General features: G+C 65.0%; 19 protein-coding genes. 16 read left to right on the forward strand and 3 right to left on the reverse strand.

The features are described 5' to 3' along the window. The first annotated feature begins 31 nt into the window (after positions 1 to 31). The 12 genes from ABZO33_RS11330 (at position 32) to recX (ending at position 10,011) form a co-directional block, all read left to right on the forward strand. Complete coding sequence (locus tag ABZO33_RS11330; protein ID WP_414536094.1) at positions 32 to 1,198, forward strand: phage tail sheath subtilisin-like domain-containing protein; 1,167 nt, start codon at positions 32 to 34, stop codon at positions 1,196 to 1,198. Between the two features lie 13 nt (positions 1,199 to 1,211). Next, positions 1,212 to 1,721, forward strand: coding sequence for a phage major tail tube protein (locus ABZO33_RS11335; RefSeq protein WP_023628885.1), 510 nt, complete (start codon positions 1,212 to 1,214; stop codon positions 1,719 to 1,721). A gap of 12 nt (positions 1,722 to 1,733) precedes the next feature. After that, positions 1,734 to 2,036, forward strand: a complete 303-nt coding sequence (locus ABZO33_RS11340) for a phage tail assembly protein (protein ID WP_414536095.1) — start codon at positions 1,734 to 1,736, stop codon at positions 2,034 to 2,036. Positions 2,037 to 2,161: 125 nt separating this feature from the next. Beyond that, positions 2,162 to 4,456, forward strand: a complete 2,295-nt coding sequence (locus ABZO33_RS11345; RefSeq protein WP_414536096.1) for a hypothetical protein — start codon at positions 2,162 to 2,164, stop codon at positions 4,454 to 4,456. A gap of 9 nt (positions 4,457 to 4,465) precedes the next feature. Then, the gene (locus tag ABZO33_RS11350; protein ID WP_414536097.1) at positions 4,466 to 5,311 is read left to right on the forward strand and encodes a phage tail protein; all 846 of its coding nucleotides are present in this window, start codon (positions 4,466 to 4,468) and stop codon (positions 5,309 to 5,311) included. Continuing rightward, on the forward strand, positions 5,286 to 5,492 hold the full coding sequence (locus ABZO33_RS11355; protein WP_414536098.1) for a tail protein X: 207 nt from the start codon (positions 5,286 to 5,288) through the stop codon (positions 5,490 to 5,492). The genes ABZO33_RS11350 and ABZO33_RS11355 overlap by 26 nt, the downstream gene beginning before the upstream one ends. Before the next feature lie 16 nt (positions 5,493 to 5,508). Further along, on the forward strand, positions 5,509 to 6,543 hold the full coding sequence (locus tag ABZO33_RS11360) for a phage late control D family protein (RefSeq protein WP_414536099.1): 1,035 nt from the start codon (positions 5,509 to 5,511) through the stop codon (positions 6,541 to 6,543). A 218-nt stretch (positions 6,544 to 6,761) separates the two neighbouring features. Further along, entirely contained in the window at positions 6,762 to 7,313 is a 552-nt protein-coding gene (locus ABZO33_RS11365) for a glycoside hydrolase family 19 protein (protein ID WP_414536100.1), read from the forward strand. Positions 7,314 to 7,345: 32 nt separating this feature from the next. Continuing rightward, on the forward strand, positions 7,346 to 7,807 hold the full coding sequence (locus tag ABZO33_RS11370) for a lysis system i-spanin subunit Rz (protein ID WP_414536343.1): 462 nt from the start codon (positions 7,346 to 7,348) through the stop codon (positions 7,805 to 7,807). A gap of 61 nt (positions 7,808 to 7,868) precedes the next feature. After that, a complete protein-coding gene (locus ABZO33_RS11375) occupies positions 7,869 to 8,351 on the forward strand; it encodes a CinA family protein (RefSeq protein WP_414536101.1) in 483 nt (160 codons plus the stop codon). Between the two features lie 104 nt (positions 8,352 to 8,455). After that, a complete protein-coding gene (gene recA, locus ABZO33_RS11380) occupies positions 8,456 to 9,532 on the forward strand; it encodes a recombinase RecA (RefSeq protein ID WP_028690616.1) in 1,077 nt (358 codons plus the stop codon). Positions 9,533 to 9,540: 8 nt separating this feature from the next. Then, positions 9,541 to 10,011: a recombination regulator RecX gene (gene recX / locus ABZO33_RS11385; protein WP_414536102.1), complete on the forward strand. Its 471-nt coding sequence runs from the start codon at positions 9,541 to 9,543 to the stop codon at positions 10,009 to 10,011. Between the two features lie 52 nt (positions 10,012 to 10,063). Here the strand turns inward: recX and ABZO33_RS11390 are convergent, their stop codons facing one another. Next, positions 10,064 to 11,182, reverse strand: coding sequence for an LOG family protein (locus ABZO33_RS11390; RefSeq protein WP_414536103.1), 1,119 nt, complete (start codon positions 11,180 to 11,182; stop codon positions 10,064 to 10,066). Between the two features lie 305 nt (positions 11,183 to 11,487). On the opposite strand from ABZO33_RS11390, the gene ABZO33_RS11395 reads away from it, so the two are divergent. Next, the gene (locus ABZO33_RS11395) at positions 11,488 to 11,694 is read left to right on the forward strand and encodes a hypothetical protein (RefSeq protein WP_414536104.1); all 207 of its coding nucleotides are present in this window, start codon (positions 11,488 to 11,490) and stop codon (positions 11,692 to 11,694) included. Between the two features lies 1 nt (position 11,695). On the opposite strand, the gene ABZO33_RS11400 is transcribed toward ABZO33_RS11395, so the two are convergent. Beyond that, complete coding sequence (locus ABZO33_RS11400) at positions 11,696 to 12,115, reverse strand: quorum-sensing-regulated virulence factor family protein (RefSeq protein WP_414536105.1); 420 nt, start codon at positions 12,113 to 12,115, stop codon at positions 11,696 to 11,698. Between the two features lie 213 nt (positions 12,116 to 12,328). Between ABZO33_RS11400 and ABZO33_RS11405 the strand changes: the two genes are divergently transcribed. From ABZO33_RS11405 to ABZO33_RS11415, 3 genes are all read left to right on the forward strand, one after another. Further along, positions 12,329 to 13,039, forward strand: a complete 711-nt coding sequence (locus tag ABZO33_RS11405; RefSeq protein ID WP_414536106.1) for a tRNA-uridine aminocarboxypropyltransferase — start codon at positions 12,329 to 12,331, stop codon at positions 13,037 to 13,039. Between the two features lie 257 nt (positions 13,040 to 13,296). Beyond that, positions 13,297 to 13,947: a response regulator transcription factor ErdR gene (gene erdR / locus ABZO33_RS11410; RefSeq protein WP_023631045.1), complete on the forward strand. Its 651-nt coding sequence runs from the start codon at positions 13,297 to 13,299 to the stop codon at positions 13,945 to 13,947. 77 nt (positions 13,948 to 14,024) lie between these two features. Next, positions 14,025 to 14,390 carry a diacylglycerol kinase gene (locus tag ABZO33_RS11415; RefSeq protein WP_023631044.1) on the forward strand — a complete coding sequence of 122 codons (366 nt, stop codon included), beginning with the start codon at positions 14,025 to 14,027 and terminating at the stop codon, positions 14,388 to 14,390. 3 nt (positions 14,391 to 14,393) lie between these two features. On the opposite strand, the gene finR is transcribed toward ABZO33_RS11415, so the two are convergent. Next, positions 14,394 to 15,320 (reverse strand): LysR family transcriptional regulator FinR, encoded by a 927-nt coding sequence (finR, locus tag ABZO33_RS11420; RefSeq protein ID WP_414536107.1) that lies wholly within the window; start codon positions 15,318 to 15,320, stop codon positions 14,394 to 14,396. Between the last annotated feature and the right edge of the window lie 37 nt (positions 15,321 to 15,357).

The following is a 15,357-nucleotide window of genomic DNA, read 5'->3' on the forward strand; positions in this document are numbered from 1 at the left end:
CCAAGCGGGGCTTTTCATATCAGGAGTACTTATGAGTGGTTTTTTCCACGGCGTCACCGTAACTAACGTCGACACCGGCGCCCGCAGCATCGCGCTGCCATCGTCCTCGATCATCGGCCTGGTCGACACCTTCACCGAAGGTCCGGGCGTCACCGCCAAGGCCAATGACTTGGTACTGATCACCAGCGAGCGCGAAGCGGTCGCGGCGTTCGGCCAGGACGCGGCGATCACCAAGGCCTGCCGCGCCATCTACAGCCGCGCCAAGGCAGTCATTGTCGCCTGCGGCGTGGCCAAGCTCGAAGACGCCGCCGGGCAGACCTCGGCGATCATCGGCAACGTGCTGGCTGATGGCAAGCGCACCGGCCTGCAGGCGCTGCTCGACGGCAAGAGCCGTTTCAACGCCCAGCCGCGCTTGCTGGTCACCCCCAAGCACAGCGCCACCCAGGCCGTCGGCACCGCCCTGGTGGCCCTGGCCGACAAGCTGCGCGCCATCGCCATCATCGACGGCCCCAACACCACCGACGAAGCGGCCATCGCCTACGCCAAGAACTTCGGCGCCAAGCGCGCCTTCCTGGTCGACCCGGGCGTGCGCTACTGGGACAACGCCGAGGAGGCCACCGTCGACGCGCCGGGTTCGGCCTGGGTCGCCGGCCTGTTCGCCTACACCGACCGCGAGTACGGCTTCTGGGCCTCGCCTTCGAACAAAGAGTTCGTTGGCATCACCGGCACCACCCGCGCCGTGGAGTTCCTCGATGGCGATGACACCTGCCGCGCCAACCTGCTGAACAACGCCAACATCGCCACCATCATCCGCGACGATGGCTTCCGCCTGTGGGGCAACCGCACCCTGTCGAGCGACCCGAAATGGGCCTTCGTCACCCGCGTGCGGACCATGGACATCGTCATGGACGCGATCCTCTACGGCCACAAGTGGGCCGTCGATCGCTCCATCACTGCCACCTACGTCAAGGATGTCACCGAGGGCCTGCAGGCCTTCATGCGCGACCTGAAGAACCAGGGCGCGATCATCAACTTCGAGGTCTTCGCCGACCCGGAGCTGAACACTGCCAGCCAGCTGGAGCAGGGCAAGGTGTACTGGAACATCCGCTTCACCGATGTGCCGCCTGCCGAAAACCCCAATTTCCGCGTCGAAGTCACCAACCAGTGGCTGACCGAAGTCCTCGATTCCGCCGCTTAAGGAGCGCACCTACATGGCAATGATTCCCGAAACACTGGCCAACCTGAACCTGTTCGTCGATGGCGTCAGCTTCCAGGGCGACGTGCCCAGCCTGACCCTGCCCAAGCTCACCCTGAAGATGGAAGAGCACCGCCCCGGCGGCATGGACATGCCGGTCGAGATGGACCAGGGCATGGAGAAGCAGGAAGCCGCCTTCACCACCACCGGCGTGCGCCGCGAGTCGCTGAAGTTCTTCGGCCTGGCCGACGGCACCGCCTTCAACGGCACCTTCCGCGGCGCCTTCAAGGGCCTCAAGGGCAAGATCAACCCGGTCATCGTCACCCTGCGCGGTTCGCTGAAAGAGATCGACATGGGCGACTGGAAGTCCGGCGACAAGGCCGAGATCAAGCACAGCGTCGCCGTGACCTACTACAAGCTCGAAGTCGATGGCCGCCTGGTCTACGAAATCGACGCACTGGGCATGAAGCGGGTGATCGACGGCGTCGACCAACTGGCCGCCCAGCGCGCCGCCCTGGGTCTTTAAGGAGAACGCTCGATGGCTCAAGCGAAAAAACTGCCGCAATGGCTGACCGTCAACGCCGAGCGCGTGATCGTGCGCCTGTCGCGCCCCAGCGAGGCGAACGGCGTGCAGGTCGACAGCCTGTCGCTGCGCGCACCGACCGTGCGTGACATCCGCAATGCCCAGGCCGGTGGCGTGGGCGACGACGAGCAGCGCGAACTGAATCTGTTCGCCTCGCTCGCTGAAGTCGGCGTCAAGGACCTCGAAGGCCTGGCCCTGAAGGACTACAGCCGCCTGCAGACCGGCTATTTTCGCCTGGTGCAGGACGACGAGCTTTGACCCTGCCCGGCAAAAGGCCGCCGCCAGGCGGCTGGCCAAGGAGCTGAACTTTTCCGCCAGCGAAATCATGACCATGTCATACAGCGACATGGTCTGGTGGCTGGCGGAATGACAAGGAGGAACCCATGGCGAACACACAGGTGTTCACCCTCGGCGTCACCAGCGACCAGGCATTGGGCAGGTCCGTCGACAGCTTGCGTGGCCAGGTCGAGCGCCTGCGCAGGCAAGCAGACGGTACCCGGCTCGGGCGGTTGATCGGCGAGGTCATCCGCCTGGGGCTCGAGCTAGACAAGGTTAGGCAGGCCGAAAGGCAGCTGGACAATGACCTGGTATTGGCACATGAGGCGCAGATCGACCGATTGCGCCGTGAGGGGAACGAGGTCGAGCGTTTGCGCAGGCTTTACCTGTCACTTGGGCGCAGGCCGCTGGAACTGCGTGCGATGGTGGTGGCCTCGAGCGCGGCCGCCGCCAAGGAATCACCAGTCCCCACGTTGGAGCAGCGCAAGGAGGCTTTGCTGGAGGGGGCGAGCCCCCCGCCACGGCCGAGCCGGGGTGATCCGTCCGAGGCGCGCAGCGCGGAGCAGGGGCGTGTGCCTCTGGAGTCGGCGAATGCGGGTTTGGCGGTGCTCAAGGCTGGAGCGGTCGGTGTCGGTACTGTCGCTGTAGCCGCTGGTACTGCCTGGGGAGCACGTTCGTATTATCAAAGCCGAACGCCCGAAAGACAAAGCGAGATTACCAAGGGCCTGAAGGAAAACGGTGGCAAGGCTGCCGCTAAAGGCCTCACCAAGCTTGGCTTGGTCATGCTCAAGGACAAGGGCGAGGACAAGGCCGAGGCTGCAGGTGCTGCGCTTGGAGGCGTACTCGGCAACCTGGGAGCGGAGCTCCTGGGCGGCCTGACCAAGAACAAGCAGATCCAGAAGTACGGTGGTGAGATCGGCGAGATGATCGGCGAAGGTGTCGGCGGATTTTTTGGCAAGAAGGTCTTCGGCTGGTTCTCCGATACGCCCGCCGCCAACGATGCCCCAGGCAAGGACAAGGCTGCGGCTGACGCTTCAGCTCAACGTTCTGTCGATGCGCCCGAGGGGACCGCCACGCCGCCAGGAGCGGCCCAAAACGCCGCACCCGAGAGCGCTGCAGCAACGCAAGAACGCCCCCCCGAAGGCCCCGCCAATGGCGCTCGGGAGATCATGAAGGGCGGATTGATCGCGGCAGGCGCACTGGGCGGTACCGCGTTTGCCGCCTGGGGCGCGCGGACCTACCAAGGGCAATCTCCCGAGCGACGCAGCGAGATCACCAGCGGTCTCAGGGAGAACGGTGGCAAGGCCGCCGCCAAGGGCGCTACCAAGCTTGGACTGGCCGTGCTCAAGGACAAGAGCGAGGACCAGGCCGAGGCGGTAGGCGCCGCTTTCGGCAGTGTACTGGGGAGCCTTGGAGCGGAACTGCTCGGAGGTGTGACCAAGAGCAAGCGGATCCAGAAGTACGGCGGTGAGATTGGCGAAATGATCGGTGAAGGTCTTGGCGGCTTGGCTGGCAAGACGCTCCATGGATTGTTCTCCGACAAGCCCGCCGCCAACGACGCTCCTGCCGACAAGGCCAAGATTTCCGCGACTGCCGCTCGCATGCCGAAAGCGGGTGACGATGCCGAGGAGCCGGAGGAAGAGGAGGAGGAAGAAGAGGTCGACGAAGCCGAGGACGAGGCGGCCTTCTTCGAGGGGCAGGAGGCTGTCCCGGACAGCCCGCCAGCCACTGCATCGGCAGCCAACGCTATCGGGCTCGCTGGTACTGCGTTCACGGGCCAGGTGGGTAGGGCGGTGGCCGGCAATGCCGGCGCCTCGGTGGCAAGGCGAGTGTTCAGGCGCATTCTAGGTGCCAACCTGCTCGACACAGGGATGCAACTTGCCGAGACCTACAACAGCGATGCCACCCCCGAGCAGAAACTCGAAGGTTACGGCACCGCCGTCGGAGGCCTGGGAGGCGGCCTGGCCGGTGCTGCGGCAGGTGCCGCCATCGGGTCGGTGGTGCCGGTGATCGGCACCGCGATCGGTGGCCTGATCGGTGGCGTGCTGGGCAGCATGGGAGGTGAAAGCATCGGAGGCTGGCTGGGCAAGGCGCTGGGTTCGGGCAAGGAAGAGCCCGCCGCCAAGCCGGGCCTGGGTGAGGCGGCACGGGCAATGGATAGCACCGCAGCACAGCCGCCGCTACCCGCGCCATCGGTAGCGACGGCAACGCCAGTGGCCCCACCCGCGCCGATCAACCAGCAGTTCACCTTCAACGCCAACATGCCAGTCACGTTCAGCAACAGCCTCGATGACCCTTCGGTGTTGCAACAGCTGGAGGCCATCGCCCGTCGCCAGCTCGAGGAGCTCATGCGTCAGGCCCGTTCGGTGCAGTTGGCCGACACCCCACATATCGCACTTTAAGGAGGATCCATGACCTATCTGGAGCAGCTGCAAGCCACGCTGCACGCCCTGGTCAAGGCGGGAGAGGCAGGGCGTCGGCGTGCCGACGCCATGCTCGATCCGATGAACGACGCGATCAGCCACATACAAGGCGCGGTGGGTGAGCTGGAAGGTTTGCCGGTGGTCGGCCCAATCATCGGCGCCAAGCTCCAGCGCACCATGCGCGCGATCACCAATGCCCAGGCGCGGGTTGCCAAAGTGGTGGCCAAGTACGGCCAGACGGTGGCGGTGGTGCGCCAGGTGCGCGACCGCATCGACGGTTTCGCCACCCACGCCGCCAAGGCCGGGGCAGCGATTCGCCGTGTGGTGGGGGAGGTGCGTTCGACCGTGAACGGCGTGCTGTCGACGCTGGGCTTCGCGCCCGAGACGACACCGGCTGCCGAAGCGGTCAAGCCGTTCCCGCACTTGCTGGTGTTGCAACCGCTCAAGGCGGGCGCGGCGCCGTATTACTTCAACCTCGACACCGCCGCCTTCGACCAGCTGCGCCGGCAGACGCGTTTTCGCTGGGCCGGCCAGGAGCGCCTGAGCCGCGAAAGCGCCCAGCAGGCGGTCAGTCTGGGCGAAGAGAGCATCAACATCCGTGGCGCGATCTTCCCCGGCTTCAAGGGCGGCCTCGGCCAGTTGCAGACGCTGCGCAGCATCGGCCGCCAGTTGCTGCCGCTGTCGCTGACCACCGGCTACGGCGAGGTGCTCGGCACCTGGTGCCTGACCAGCATCGAAGAGGAGCAGAGCGTCCTGCTGGCCGGCGGCATTCCACGCAAACAAGGGTTTTCACTGGAGTTCGTGAGCTATGGCCAAGACCTGCACAACGTCTGAGGGTGACCTGCTCGATACCCTCTGCCACCACTACTACGGTCACCTGGCCGGCACGGTCGAGGCCGTGCTGGATGCCAACCAGGGGCTGGCGGACGAGGCGCAGGCGTTTCGCGCCGGGGTGAGGATCCTGTTGCCGGAACTGCCGATGACGACGAGCGAAACCTTGCAACTGTGGGACTGACATCGGAGCCTCAATCGTGCAACCCCAATTCCGTATCACCGCCGACGGCAACGACATCACCAACCTGATCAACGACCGTCTGCTGCTGCTGCGCACCACCGATAAACCTGGCCTGGAGTCGGACGAGTTCGAACTGCGCATCGATGCCCGTGACGGCAACGTCGCGCTGCCGGCCAGGGGCGCGCTGCTGGAGGTGCACCTGGGCTATGCCGGCCAGCCTTTGAGCCGACTTGGCCGCTACACCGTCGATGAGGTCGAGCTGTCGGGCCCACCGGATACCCTGGTGATCCGCGGCAAGGCCAGCGACCTGCGCGGCAGTGGCAAGACCGTCCGCAGCGGCAGCTGGGAGAACACGGCGCTGCAGCGCATCGTCGCCGAGATCGGTGCCCGCAATGGCTGGCAGGCGGTGTGCCCGGTCACCGTGCAGGTGCCGCGGGTCGATCAGTACAGCGAGTCGGACTTCAACTTCGTCACCCGCCTGGCGCGCCAGCACGATTGCACCGCCAAGCTCGCCAATGGGCAACTGCTGGTGCTGCCGCGTCAGGGCGGGCATAGCGCCAGTGGCAAGCCTCTGGACGTGGTGGGCATTACACGCAATCAGGTCAGCCAGTGGCAGTTCCGCCTGGCCGACAAGAGCACCCACAAGGCCGTCAGGACCCGCCACCAGGACAGCGCCAGCGGGCGCCTGCAGGCGGTGGAACTGGTCAATGGCGATGCTCCGGACGGCCTGCAGCCGGTCTACACCGACCGTCATCTGTACCCCAACCGTGCGGCGGCGGAGCAGGCCGCGCGTGCCCGTCTGGCCAGCTTCAACCGCGACACCGCCAGCGTACGCTTCGATATGCCTGGGCGTACCGACCTGTTCGCTGAGCGCGCCATCGATGTCCAGGGCTTCCTCGCCGGGCTCGATGGGCACTACCTGATCGAGTCGGTCGAGCAGGTGTTCACCAGCAGCGGCTGGCGCACCACCGTGCAGTGCAACGGCGGCCGCCAGGGCAAGGCCAGGGCCAAGGGTTCCGCGCCCCGGCGGGCGGGTTCGCTCAAAGCCTGAGACAGGGCGGTGAGGGCTTCCCGATGCCTGTCGGCGGCGGCGCTCCCTATAGTCGCGGCTTGCCGGTTCGCATCACCCTGTTTCCGAGCTCCAGATCAGGTGTGGCGGTTGCCACACCTTGAACCCTGTGAAAGCCACGCGCTTCGAGCCATCGCCCATGAGCGAGCCACAGGCGGCACCGGCCGCCTATCGATCAGACCGCAATGGAGAATGCACCGATGCCGCTCACTGAACAGCAACTCAAGCAGATCTACCCGCTCGCCGGCCAACGCGTCGCCGCGTTTCTGCCGGCGCTGAACACGGCCATGGCCAACTGGGAGATCGACCACCCCAAGCGCATTGCCGCGTTCCTCGCCCAGGTCGGCCATGAGTCCGGCCAATTGCGCTATGTGAAGGAGCTGGGCAACGACAAGTACCTGGCCCGCTACGACACCGGCACCCTGGCCTTGCGCCTGGGCAACACGCCCGAAGCCGACGGCGACGGCCAGCGCTACTGTGGCCGCGGCCTGATCCAGGTGACCGGGCGCAACAACTACCAGGCCTGCAGCCGTGCGCTGTTTGGCGACGAGCGCCTGCTGGCGCAACCGCAGATGCTCGAGCAACCGCGCTGGGCCTGCGAATCGGCGGCCTGGTTCTGGCACTCGCGTGGGCTCAACGCCCTGGCCGACCAGGGCGAGTTCAACCGCATCACCCGGCATATCAACGGTGGGTTGAACGGCTTGTCGGAGCGCCTCGAACTGTGGGCGCGGGCGCGGGAGGTGTTGTGCTGAGCCGCCTGCAGTTGGCGCTATGCCTCGGGCTGATGGCGTTGTCCGCGGCGCTGGCCTGGCAACTCCAGGGCTGGCGCTTCGGGCGTCAGCTGGCCGAGCAGGAACAGGCGCTGGTGCAACAGCGCCTCGACCAGGCCGAGGCGCTGCACGGCCTGCTGCTCGCCGAACGTGATCAGCGCCAGGGCCTCGAACAACGCCTGCACGACAGTGAAACGAAGCATTTCCAGGAGCTGACCGATGCCCAACAGACTCAGGCTCGCCTGCGTGACCGCCTTGCTACTGCCGATCTGCGCCTGTCGGTCCTGGTCGAGCGCGACACCGCCTGTGCCCCAGTGCCTGCCGCCGCCGGCGCCGGCAGCGTGGATCATGGCCCCGTACGCGCCCGACTTGACCCGGCGCATGCTCGACGAATTATCGCCATCACCGACGACGGCGACCGTGGACTGATCGCCTTGCGGGCGTGCCAGGCCTATATCCGTGCCCTTGCCCCCTGAGCGCTTGCCAGAAGGGGCGGGAGTGGTAGGGTAGGGCGCAGTCTTGCCAGGAGCTTGCCACATGGACCCGATCACTGTTCTCTCCACCCGCCTGGGCGAACACCTGCGGCGCTTCAATGCCCAGGTGACCACCGCCGAGTCCTGCACCGGCGGCGGCATCGCCGAGGCCATCACCCGCATCCCCGGCAGTTCGGCCTGGTTCGAGGCCGGCTACGTGACCTACTCCAATGCCCAGAAGACCCGCCAGTTGGGCGTCGCCGAGGCGTTGTTCGCCCAGGCGGGCGCGGTCAGCCAGGAAGTGGTCGAGGCCATGGTGCGGGGCGCCCAGGCCGCCAGCGGGGCGCGCTTCGCGGTGGCGGTCAGCGGTGTGGCCGGGCCCGACGGCGGCTCGCCAGCCAAGCCAGTGGGCACGGTGTGGCTGGCCTGGGCCGATGGCACCGACGTGAGCAGCGAGCGCCGGCACTTCGACGGTGACCGCGAAGCGGTGCGCCGACAGACGGTGATCGCCGCGTTAGACGGCTTGTTACAGCTTGGCGCGGAGTAATTCGCCCGACGGGGGTTTGCGGAAACGAATCGCTGTGGAATAATACTGGCTACTTATACAGTTATTCCGGCCGTCAGGGCCACGTCGAACACGTGAGGATTTCAATGGACGACAACAAGAAGCGCGCCTTGGCTGCGGCCCTGGGTCAAATCGAACGCCAATTCGGCAAGGGCGCGGTCATGCGCATGGGCGACCACGAGCGCCAGGCCATCCCCGCCATCTCCACCGGTTCGCTGGGCCTGGACATCGCCCTGGGCATTGGCGGCCTGCCGAAAGGCCGTATCGTCGAGATCTACGGCCCGGAGTCTTCGGGTAAAACCACGCTGACCCTGTCGGTCATCGCCGAAGCCCAGAAGAACGGCGCCACCTGCGCCTTCGTCGACGCCGAGCACGCCCTTGACCCAGAGTATGCCGGCAAGCTGGGCGTCAACGTCGACGACCTGCTGGTCTCGCAGCCGGACACCGGCGAACAGGCCCTGGAAATCACCGACATGCTGGTGCGCTCCAACGCCGTCGACGTGATCATCGTCGACTCCGTGGCTGCACTGGTGCCCAAGGCCGAGATCGAAGGCGAGATGGGCGACATGCACGTCGGCCTGCAGGCCCGCCTGATGTCCCAGGCGCTGCGCAAGATCACCGGTAACATCAAGAACGCCAACTGTCTGGTCATCTTCATCAACCAGATCCGCATGAAGATCGGCGTGATGTTCGGCAGCCCGGAAACCACCACCGGTGGTAACGCCCTGAAGTTCTACGCCTCGGTGCGCCTGGACATCCGCCGTACTGGCGCGGTCAAGGAAGGCGACGAGGTGGTCGGTAGCGAAACCCGCGTCAAGATCGTCAAGAACAAGGTCTCGCCGCCGTTCCGCCAGGCTGAATTCCAGATCCTCTACGGCAAGGGCATCTACCGCAACGGCGAGATCATCGACCTGGGTGTTTCCCAGGGCCTGGTTGAGAAGTCCGGTGCCTGGTACAGCTACCAGGGCAACAAGATCGGTCAGGGCAAGGCCAACGCCGCCAAGTACCTGCAAGAGAACCCGGCCATTGGTAGCGAGATCGAGAAGCAGATTCGCGACAAACTGCTGACCGCTGGTGCTGCCGCCGCTGCAGCAGCTGCCGCCAAGGCCGGTGCCGCCGAAGCCGATGCCGACGACCTGGCTGACGCCGACGCCGGTTACTGATTGGCCTCATGTCCGTCGTACTCGACACCCCCGTCGCCGTTCGGCGGACAGCCATGGACCTGCTCGCACGCCGCGAGCATGGTCGCGTCGAGCTGACGCGCAAGCTGCGTCAGCGCGGCGCTCCGGATGAGCTGATCGAGCCTGCGCTCGATCGGCTGGCCGAAGAAGGGCTGCTCAGTGAAGCCCGTTATCTGGAAAGTTTCATCCGCTATCGGTCCAGTGCCGGCTACGGCCCCGCGCGAATTCGCGAGGAGCTTGGTCAGCGTGGTCTGAACCGTAGCGATATCGACCAGGCCCTGCGCGACAGCGAAGTGGACTGGGCGACGCAACTGCGTGATGTCTGGCAGCGCAAGTTCGCCGGGCAACGCCCGCAAGACCCACGCAGCCGGGCGCAGCAGACGCGCTTTCTCGCCTACCGTGGTTTCCCCATGGACATGATCGGCCGGCTGCTCAGCGGTCGCGATCTCGACGATTATTGATGCCCTGTACGGCTGACGCCCATGCGTGTCAGCCGTACAGGGCTTTTTGCGTTCAGCTGACCCGCAACGCTTCCCGGGCGCGCTGGGTGGTGTGCATCGGCTGGGGTTTGGCCCAGTTCTCCGGCAGGTTGATAAAGTCCACCAGCTCGCGCAGGCGGCCCTGGTCACGGCCGTTGAAGGCGAAGGTCAGGCGCGTCAGGTGGCTGAAATTGCCTTCCTCGTGCTCGGCGCCGCTGTCCGGTTGCTGGTGGTACCTGCCGCTCAGGCGCAGGTCGGCGAAGCCTTCCTCCACATCATGCAAGGCTGCCTCGCTCAAGGGGTGGTGCATGCGGATCACGAACTGGCTCTTCAGCCAGCGGCTGGAGTGGTAGTTGCTGTAGAACTGGTTGATTTCCTCGACCGCTTCGTCGGCATTGTGTACCAGGCGTACCAGCTTGAGGTCGCTGGGCAGGATGTAGCGGTTCTCTTCGAGTTGGCGGCTGATGAAGGCCAGGGCGTCCTGCCAGAAGCTGCCACCGGGCGAGTCGAGCAGCACCACCGGTACCAGCGGGCTTTTGCCGGTCTGGATCAGCGTCAGCACCTCCAGTGCCTCGTCCAGGGTGCCGAAACCACCAGGGCAGAGCACCAGCGCGTCGGCTTCCTTGACGAAGAACAGCTTGCGGATGAAGAAGAAGTGAAACGGCAGCAGTTTGTCGGTGCCGTTGACCGTGGCATTGGCATGCTGTTCGAACGGCAAGGTGATGTTGAACCCCAGGCTGTGATCGCTACCGGCGCCTTCATGGGCGGCGGCCATGATGCCGCCACCGGCGCCTGTGATGACCATCAGGTCGGAACGTGCCAGCGTCGCACCCAATTCCCGGGCCAGCGCGTACATGGGGTGTTCCATTGGTGTGCGCGCCGAGCCGAACACGGTGACTTTGCGCCGCCCCTTGTAGCGCTCGAGGGTACGGAACGAATGGTCGAGTTCGCGCAGGGCCTGCAGGGTGATCTTGGCGTTCCAGCGGTTGCGATCGTCATGGGCCATGCGCAGCACGGTCAGCAGCATGTCGCGGTACAGCGGCAGGTTGGGGCTGTTCGGGGCAACCAGTTGCAGTTGCTCGTCGATCTTGCTCAGGTCGATGCCGTGGTCCCTGAAATGGTTGAACAGCAGCTCGTTCGATTGGTAAGGCATTCAACGTCTCCTTCTGCAGCAAAACCTCTGACCGGGTCGATGGCAGGTCCCGGCCGCGACACTGCGTGTGTCGCTGGCTGCTGTGGCTCGAGTGTGCCCCCCGAGCGTTGCAGTAGGCCTTCAAGGCCATTGTTGCAGTGGCAGTTCCATCGCGTTGTCGTTGTTATGGGTACTCGTTATCAATCTAGACGCTGGCGCGGCTTCGTGCCGCCACAGGCGTGCCGTTACCGCCGGTCAGACGGGATCCAGGTGCGGCGGGGCTTTGGTTAACTGGGGGCAGAAGGGCGAAGCAGCGAGGTGGCGGTATGCACCGGCTGGTGATCGAGGTGGACGCGCAACTGTTGCAGTTGCTCGAGCGCCAGGCCAAGGTTCATCACCTGAGCCTGGAGGGTGAGTGCTTGCGTCGGCTGCAGGGGGGCGAGGGGCACTCGCCTTACCTGCTGGCCCTGTTGGCCGAGTTGCGCGCCGATGATGAGCAGCGGCGCGCCAGAGACAGCGATCAGCTGGCCTGAATCACTTCTTCTTGTTGCCAGCCGCGCAGCTGGCAGCGTCGAACGCCTGGTCCATGACCGGTTGGTTGGTCTTGTACACAGTGAAGCGGTAGACCATCACGGCGCCCTTGGACATCAGCTGACGGTAACCATTGTTGCGGCACACGCTGTCACCCAGCTGGCTGCGTACCTGCGCGGGGTTGGCCTGCATGCCCTGCGCATGCTCCTGGCGCACGCTCAGGTGATTGACCAGCGCCTTGCCTTCGACGGTATAGCCTTGGTCGAGGATGTCTTCGTTGATGGCCCGGGGGGTACCGACGCTGCTTTCCTTGGCGACCTTCTGCAGCATCTGGGTCAGCTCGTATTCCTGCTTGGAGGCAGCCTGGGCGGCAAGGGGCAGGGCGAGCAACAGGCTCAGGGTCGGGATGATAAGACGCAGCATGGATCTCTCCTGGTTCGATGACTGGCGCTTTGACCTGCGCCGGCGGGCGGCGTTCCATGAAACTGCTGGGGTTCCCGGCCGCCTGGGCCGCTGATTATAAAGGAGCGGCCGCAAGGGCTGCACGGCAAATGACGTGCGCTCTGGTAGACTCGCGTTTTGTTTTTACCGAGTCGTCGTCGTGCCCCTTCCATCCTCCTGCCAAGGCCTGCAGCCATGAGCCACGCGGTAGCGCGGCTGCGCGCCGAGCGCCTGGCGCGCAGCATCAAACCCTTTGTCGCCCGCGGCTCGCGTGCCGAACGCTGCCCGAATTGCCGGGTAATCGCCACGCACTGCCTGTGCGCGTGGAAACCGCGGGTGCCGGCAGACGCCGGCATGTGCCTGCTGATGCATGACACCGAGCCACTGAAGCCGACCAACACGGGGTGGCTGATTGCCGACGTGATCGAGGATACCTCGGCCTTTGGCTGGCTGCGTACCTCGGTGGACGAAGGCCTGCTGGCGTTGCTGGACGATCCGCGCTGGCAGCCTTACATCGTTTTCCCCGGCGAATTCGTCAAAGAGGACCGTGTGGTCAGCGAGGTGGTGCGTGAACCGGGCAAGCGCCCGCTGTTCATCCTGCTCGACGCCACCTGGACCGAGGCGCGCAAGATGTTCCGCAAGAGCCCTTATCTCGACCGCTTCCCGGTGCTGAGCCTGCAAGCCGAGCAGATGTCGCGCTATCGCCTGCGCCGCTCAAAGCGTGACGACCACTTCTGTACCGCCGAAGTCGCCGCCATGTGCCTGGAACTGGCCGGCGACAGCCAGGCCTCGCAGGCCCTGGATGCCTACCTGGATGTGTTCAGCCTGCACTACCTCAGCGGCAAGCGGCGCTTGGCGCTGGATGAGCAGGACGAGGTCCACCAGCGTTTGCATACCTTCCTATAGTCCAAGGGGCAGGCGCGGCGGATTGGTACATACTGTCGGGGCTGGCAGCCAGGGTAGGCGGGGACGACCGGGCAATTGGCTTGACCACCCGGGGCGTGCTCGGCATCCTTGGCGCCGCTTCGGGCACGACGAAGCTGCTGTTACCCCGGACTTCGCCGTGCCATCCCGGCCGGCGGCCCTGCCGTTCGCGCCATGAGTTGCCCGCCAGGCGTCTCCCGTACCCCCTGCGCCTGGTACAGAACAGGATCCCTAGATCGATGGCCACATACGAAATCCTGATTGCCGATGACCACCCGCTGTTTCGCAGCGCACTGCGCCAGGCCGTTACCCTCGGCCTGGGCCCGGATGTGCGCTTGGTCGAGGTGGCGAGCATCGCCGAACTGGAAACCAGCCTGACCGAAAAAGCCGACTGGGACCTGGTCCTGCTGGACTTGAACATGCCCGGTGCCTATGGTTTCTCCGGGCTGGTGCTGCTGCGTGGCCAATACCCGCAGATCCCGGTGGTGATGGTTTCAGCGCAGGAAGAGGCGGCAGTCGTGGTCAAGTCCCGCGAGTTCGGCGCCAGCGGTTTCATCCCCAAGTCCAGTGAACTGAGCAAGATCCAGGAAGCCGTGCGCAATGTGCTCGACGGCGACGTCTGGTGGCCGCCGCAGGCGTTCGAGAAGGTCGATGTGTCTGCCGAGGCCAAGGCCGCCAGCGAAGGGCTGGCCAGCCTCACCCCGCAGCAGTTCCGCGTGCTGACCATGGTCTGCGAAGGGTTGCTGAACAAGCAGATCGCCTATGAACTGAGTGTCTCGGAGGCGACCATCAAGGCCCACGTCACGGCGATCTTCCGCAAGCTCGGCGTGCGTACCCGGACCCAGGCCGCGCTGTTGTTGCAACAACTTGAATCGGTTTCGGCCAGCTAAATCCCTGCGCCTTCACGCTTTTTTGACTGCGGTTGAACTAGCCTGCTGGCCTTTTTTCGGTGAAGTGACTGACACACATGTCGCCATTCAAGGGCCAGACCGGCCTCAAACGTATCTTCAATGCCGCCGGCTACTCGCTGGACGGCCTGCGCGCCGCGTTCAAGGGTGAGGCCGCGTTTCGCCAGCTGGTGCTGGTCAACGTGCTGTTGATCCCTACAGCCTTCTGGCTGCCGGTGAGCCGCGCCGAACGGGCGATCCTCATCGCCGTGTGCCTGCTGGGGCTGATCGTCGAGCTGCTCAATTCGGCGGTGGAGGCGGCGATCGATCGCATCTCCCTCGATCGTCACCCATTGTCGAAGAACGCCAAGGACATGGGCAGTGCCGCGCAACTGGTGGCCATGAGCATGGTCGCGCTGGTCTGGGGCGTGATCCTGCTCGGCTGACCTTCAGGCGATCGGCGGCAGCACGATCTCGTCGCTGCGCTGCACGCCAGCGGTGAAACTGCGGCACAGCTCGAGGAACTCGCGCATGGCCGAGGTCTGGTACTTCTGCTTGTGCCAGATGAAGTAGAACTGTCGCGCCAGGTCCAGGGCCGGGGTTTCCACCGGCACCAGGCTGCCGCGGCGGAAAGCGTCGCGCAGCGCCAGGCGCGAGATGCAGCCGATGCCCAGCCCCGACTCCACGGCCCGCTTGATTGCTTCGGTATGTTCCAGCTCCAGGCGGATGTTCAGGTTGGCGCGATGATGACGCATGGCCTGGTCGAAGGTCAGGCGCGTGCCCGAGCCTTGTTCGCGCAGGATCCAGGCTTCCTGGGACAGTTGCTCGATATCGGCATGGCCGGCCTTGGCCAGCGGATGCTGCGGCGCGCAGAACACCACCAGCTCATCCTCCACCCAAGGCTGCACCTCCAGGTCGGGGTGGTTGCAGTCGCCTTCGATTAGACCCAGGTCAATTTCGTAATGGGCAACCTGTTGCACGATATGCGCAGTGTTCTGCACGTGCAGTTTGACCTGGCTTTCCGGGTGCAGCTGCATGAAGCTGCCGATCAGCAAGGTGGCCAGGTAGTTGCCGATGGTCAGGGTGGCGCCGACGGCCAGCGAGCCGAACCCCGACTTGCCGTTGAGCAGGTCTTCGATTTCCTTGGCCTGGTCGAGCAGGGCCACGGCCTGCGGCAACAGTTGATGGCCCAGGGCGTTGAGGCTCAGGCGTTTACCGGCACGGTCGAACAGCTGGCAGCTGGACTGGCGCTCCAGTTCGGTGATCGAGGTGCTCGCCGCAGATTGCGACAAGGCCAGTACGCCCGCGGCCCTGGACACACTCTGGTGCTGGGCGACGGCGACAAAGACCTGGAGCTGACGAAGTGTGAATCGCATATCTATATAACCGATAACACATATCTTGATAATTCAG

The sequence above is a fragment of the Pseudomonas sp. CAM1A genome (genome assembly GCF_047501685.1).
GTDB lineage: Bacteria > Pseudomonadota > Gammaproteobacteria > Pseudomonadales > Pseudomonadaceae > Aquipseudomonas.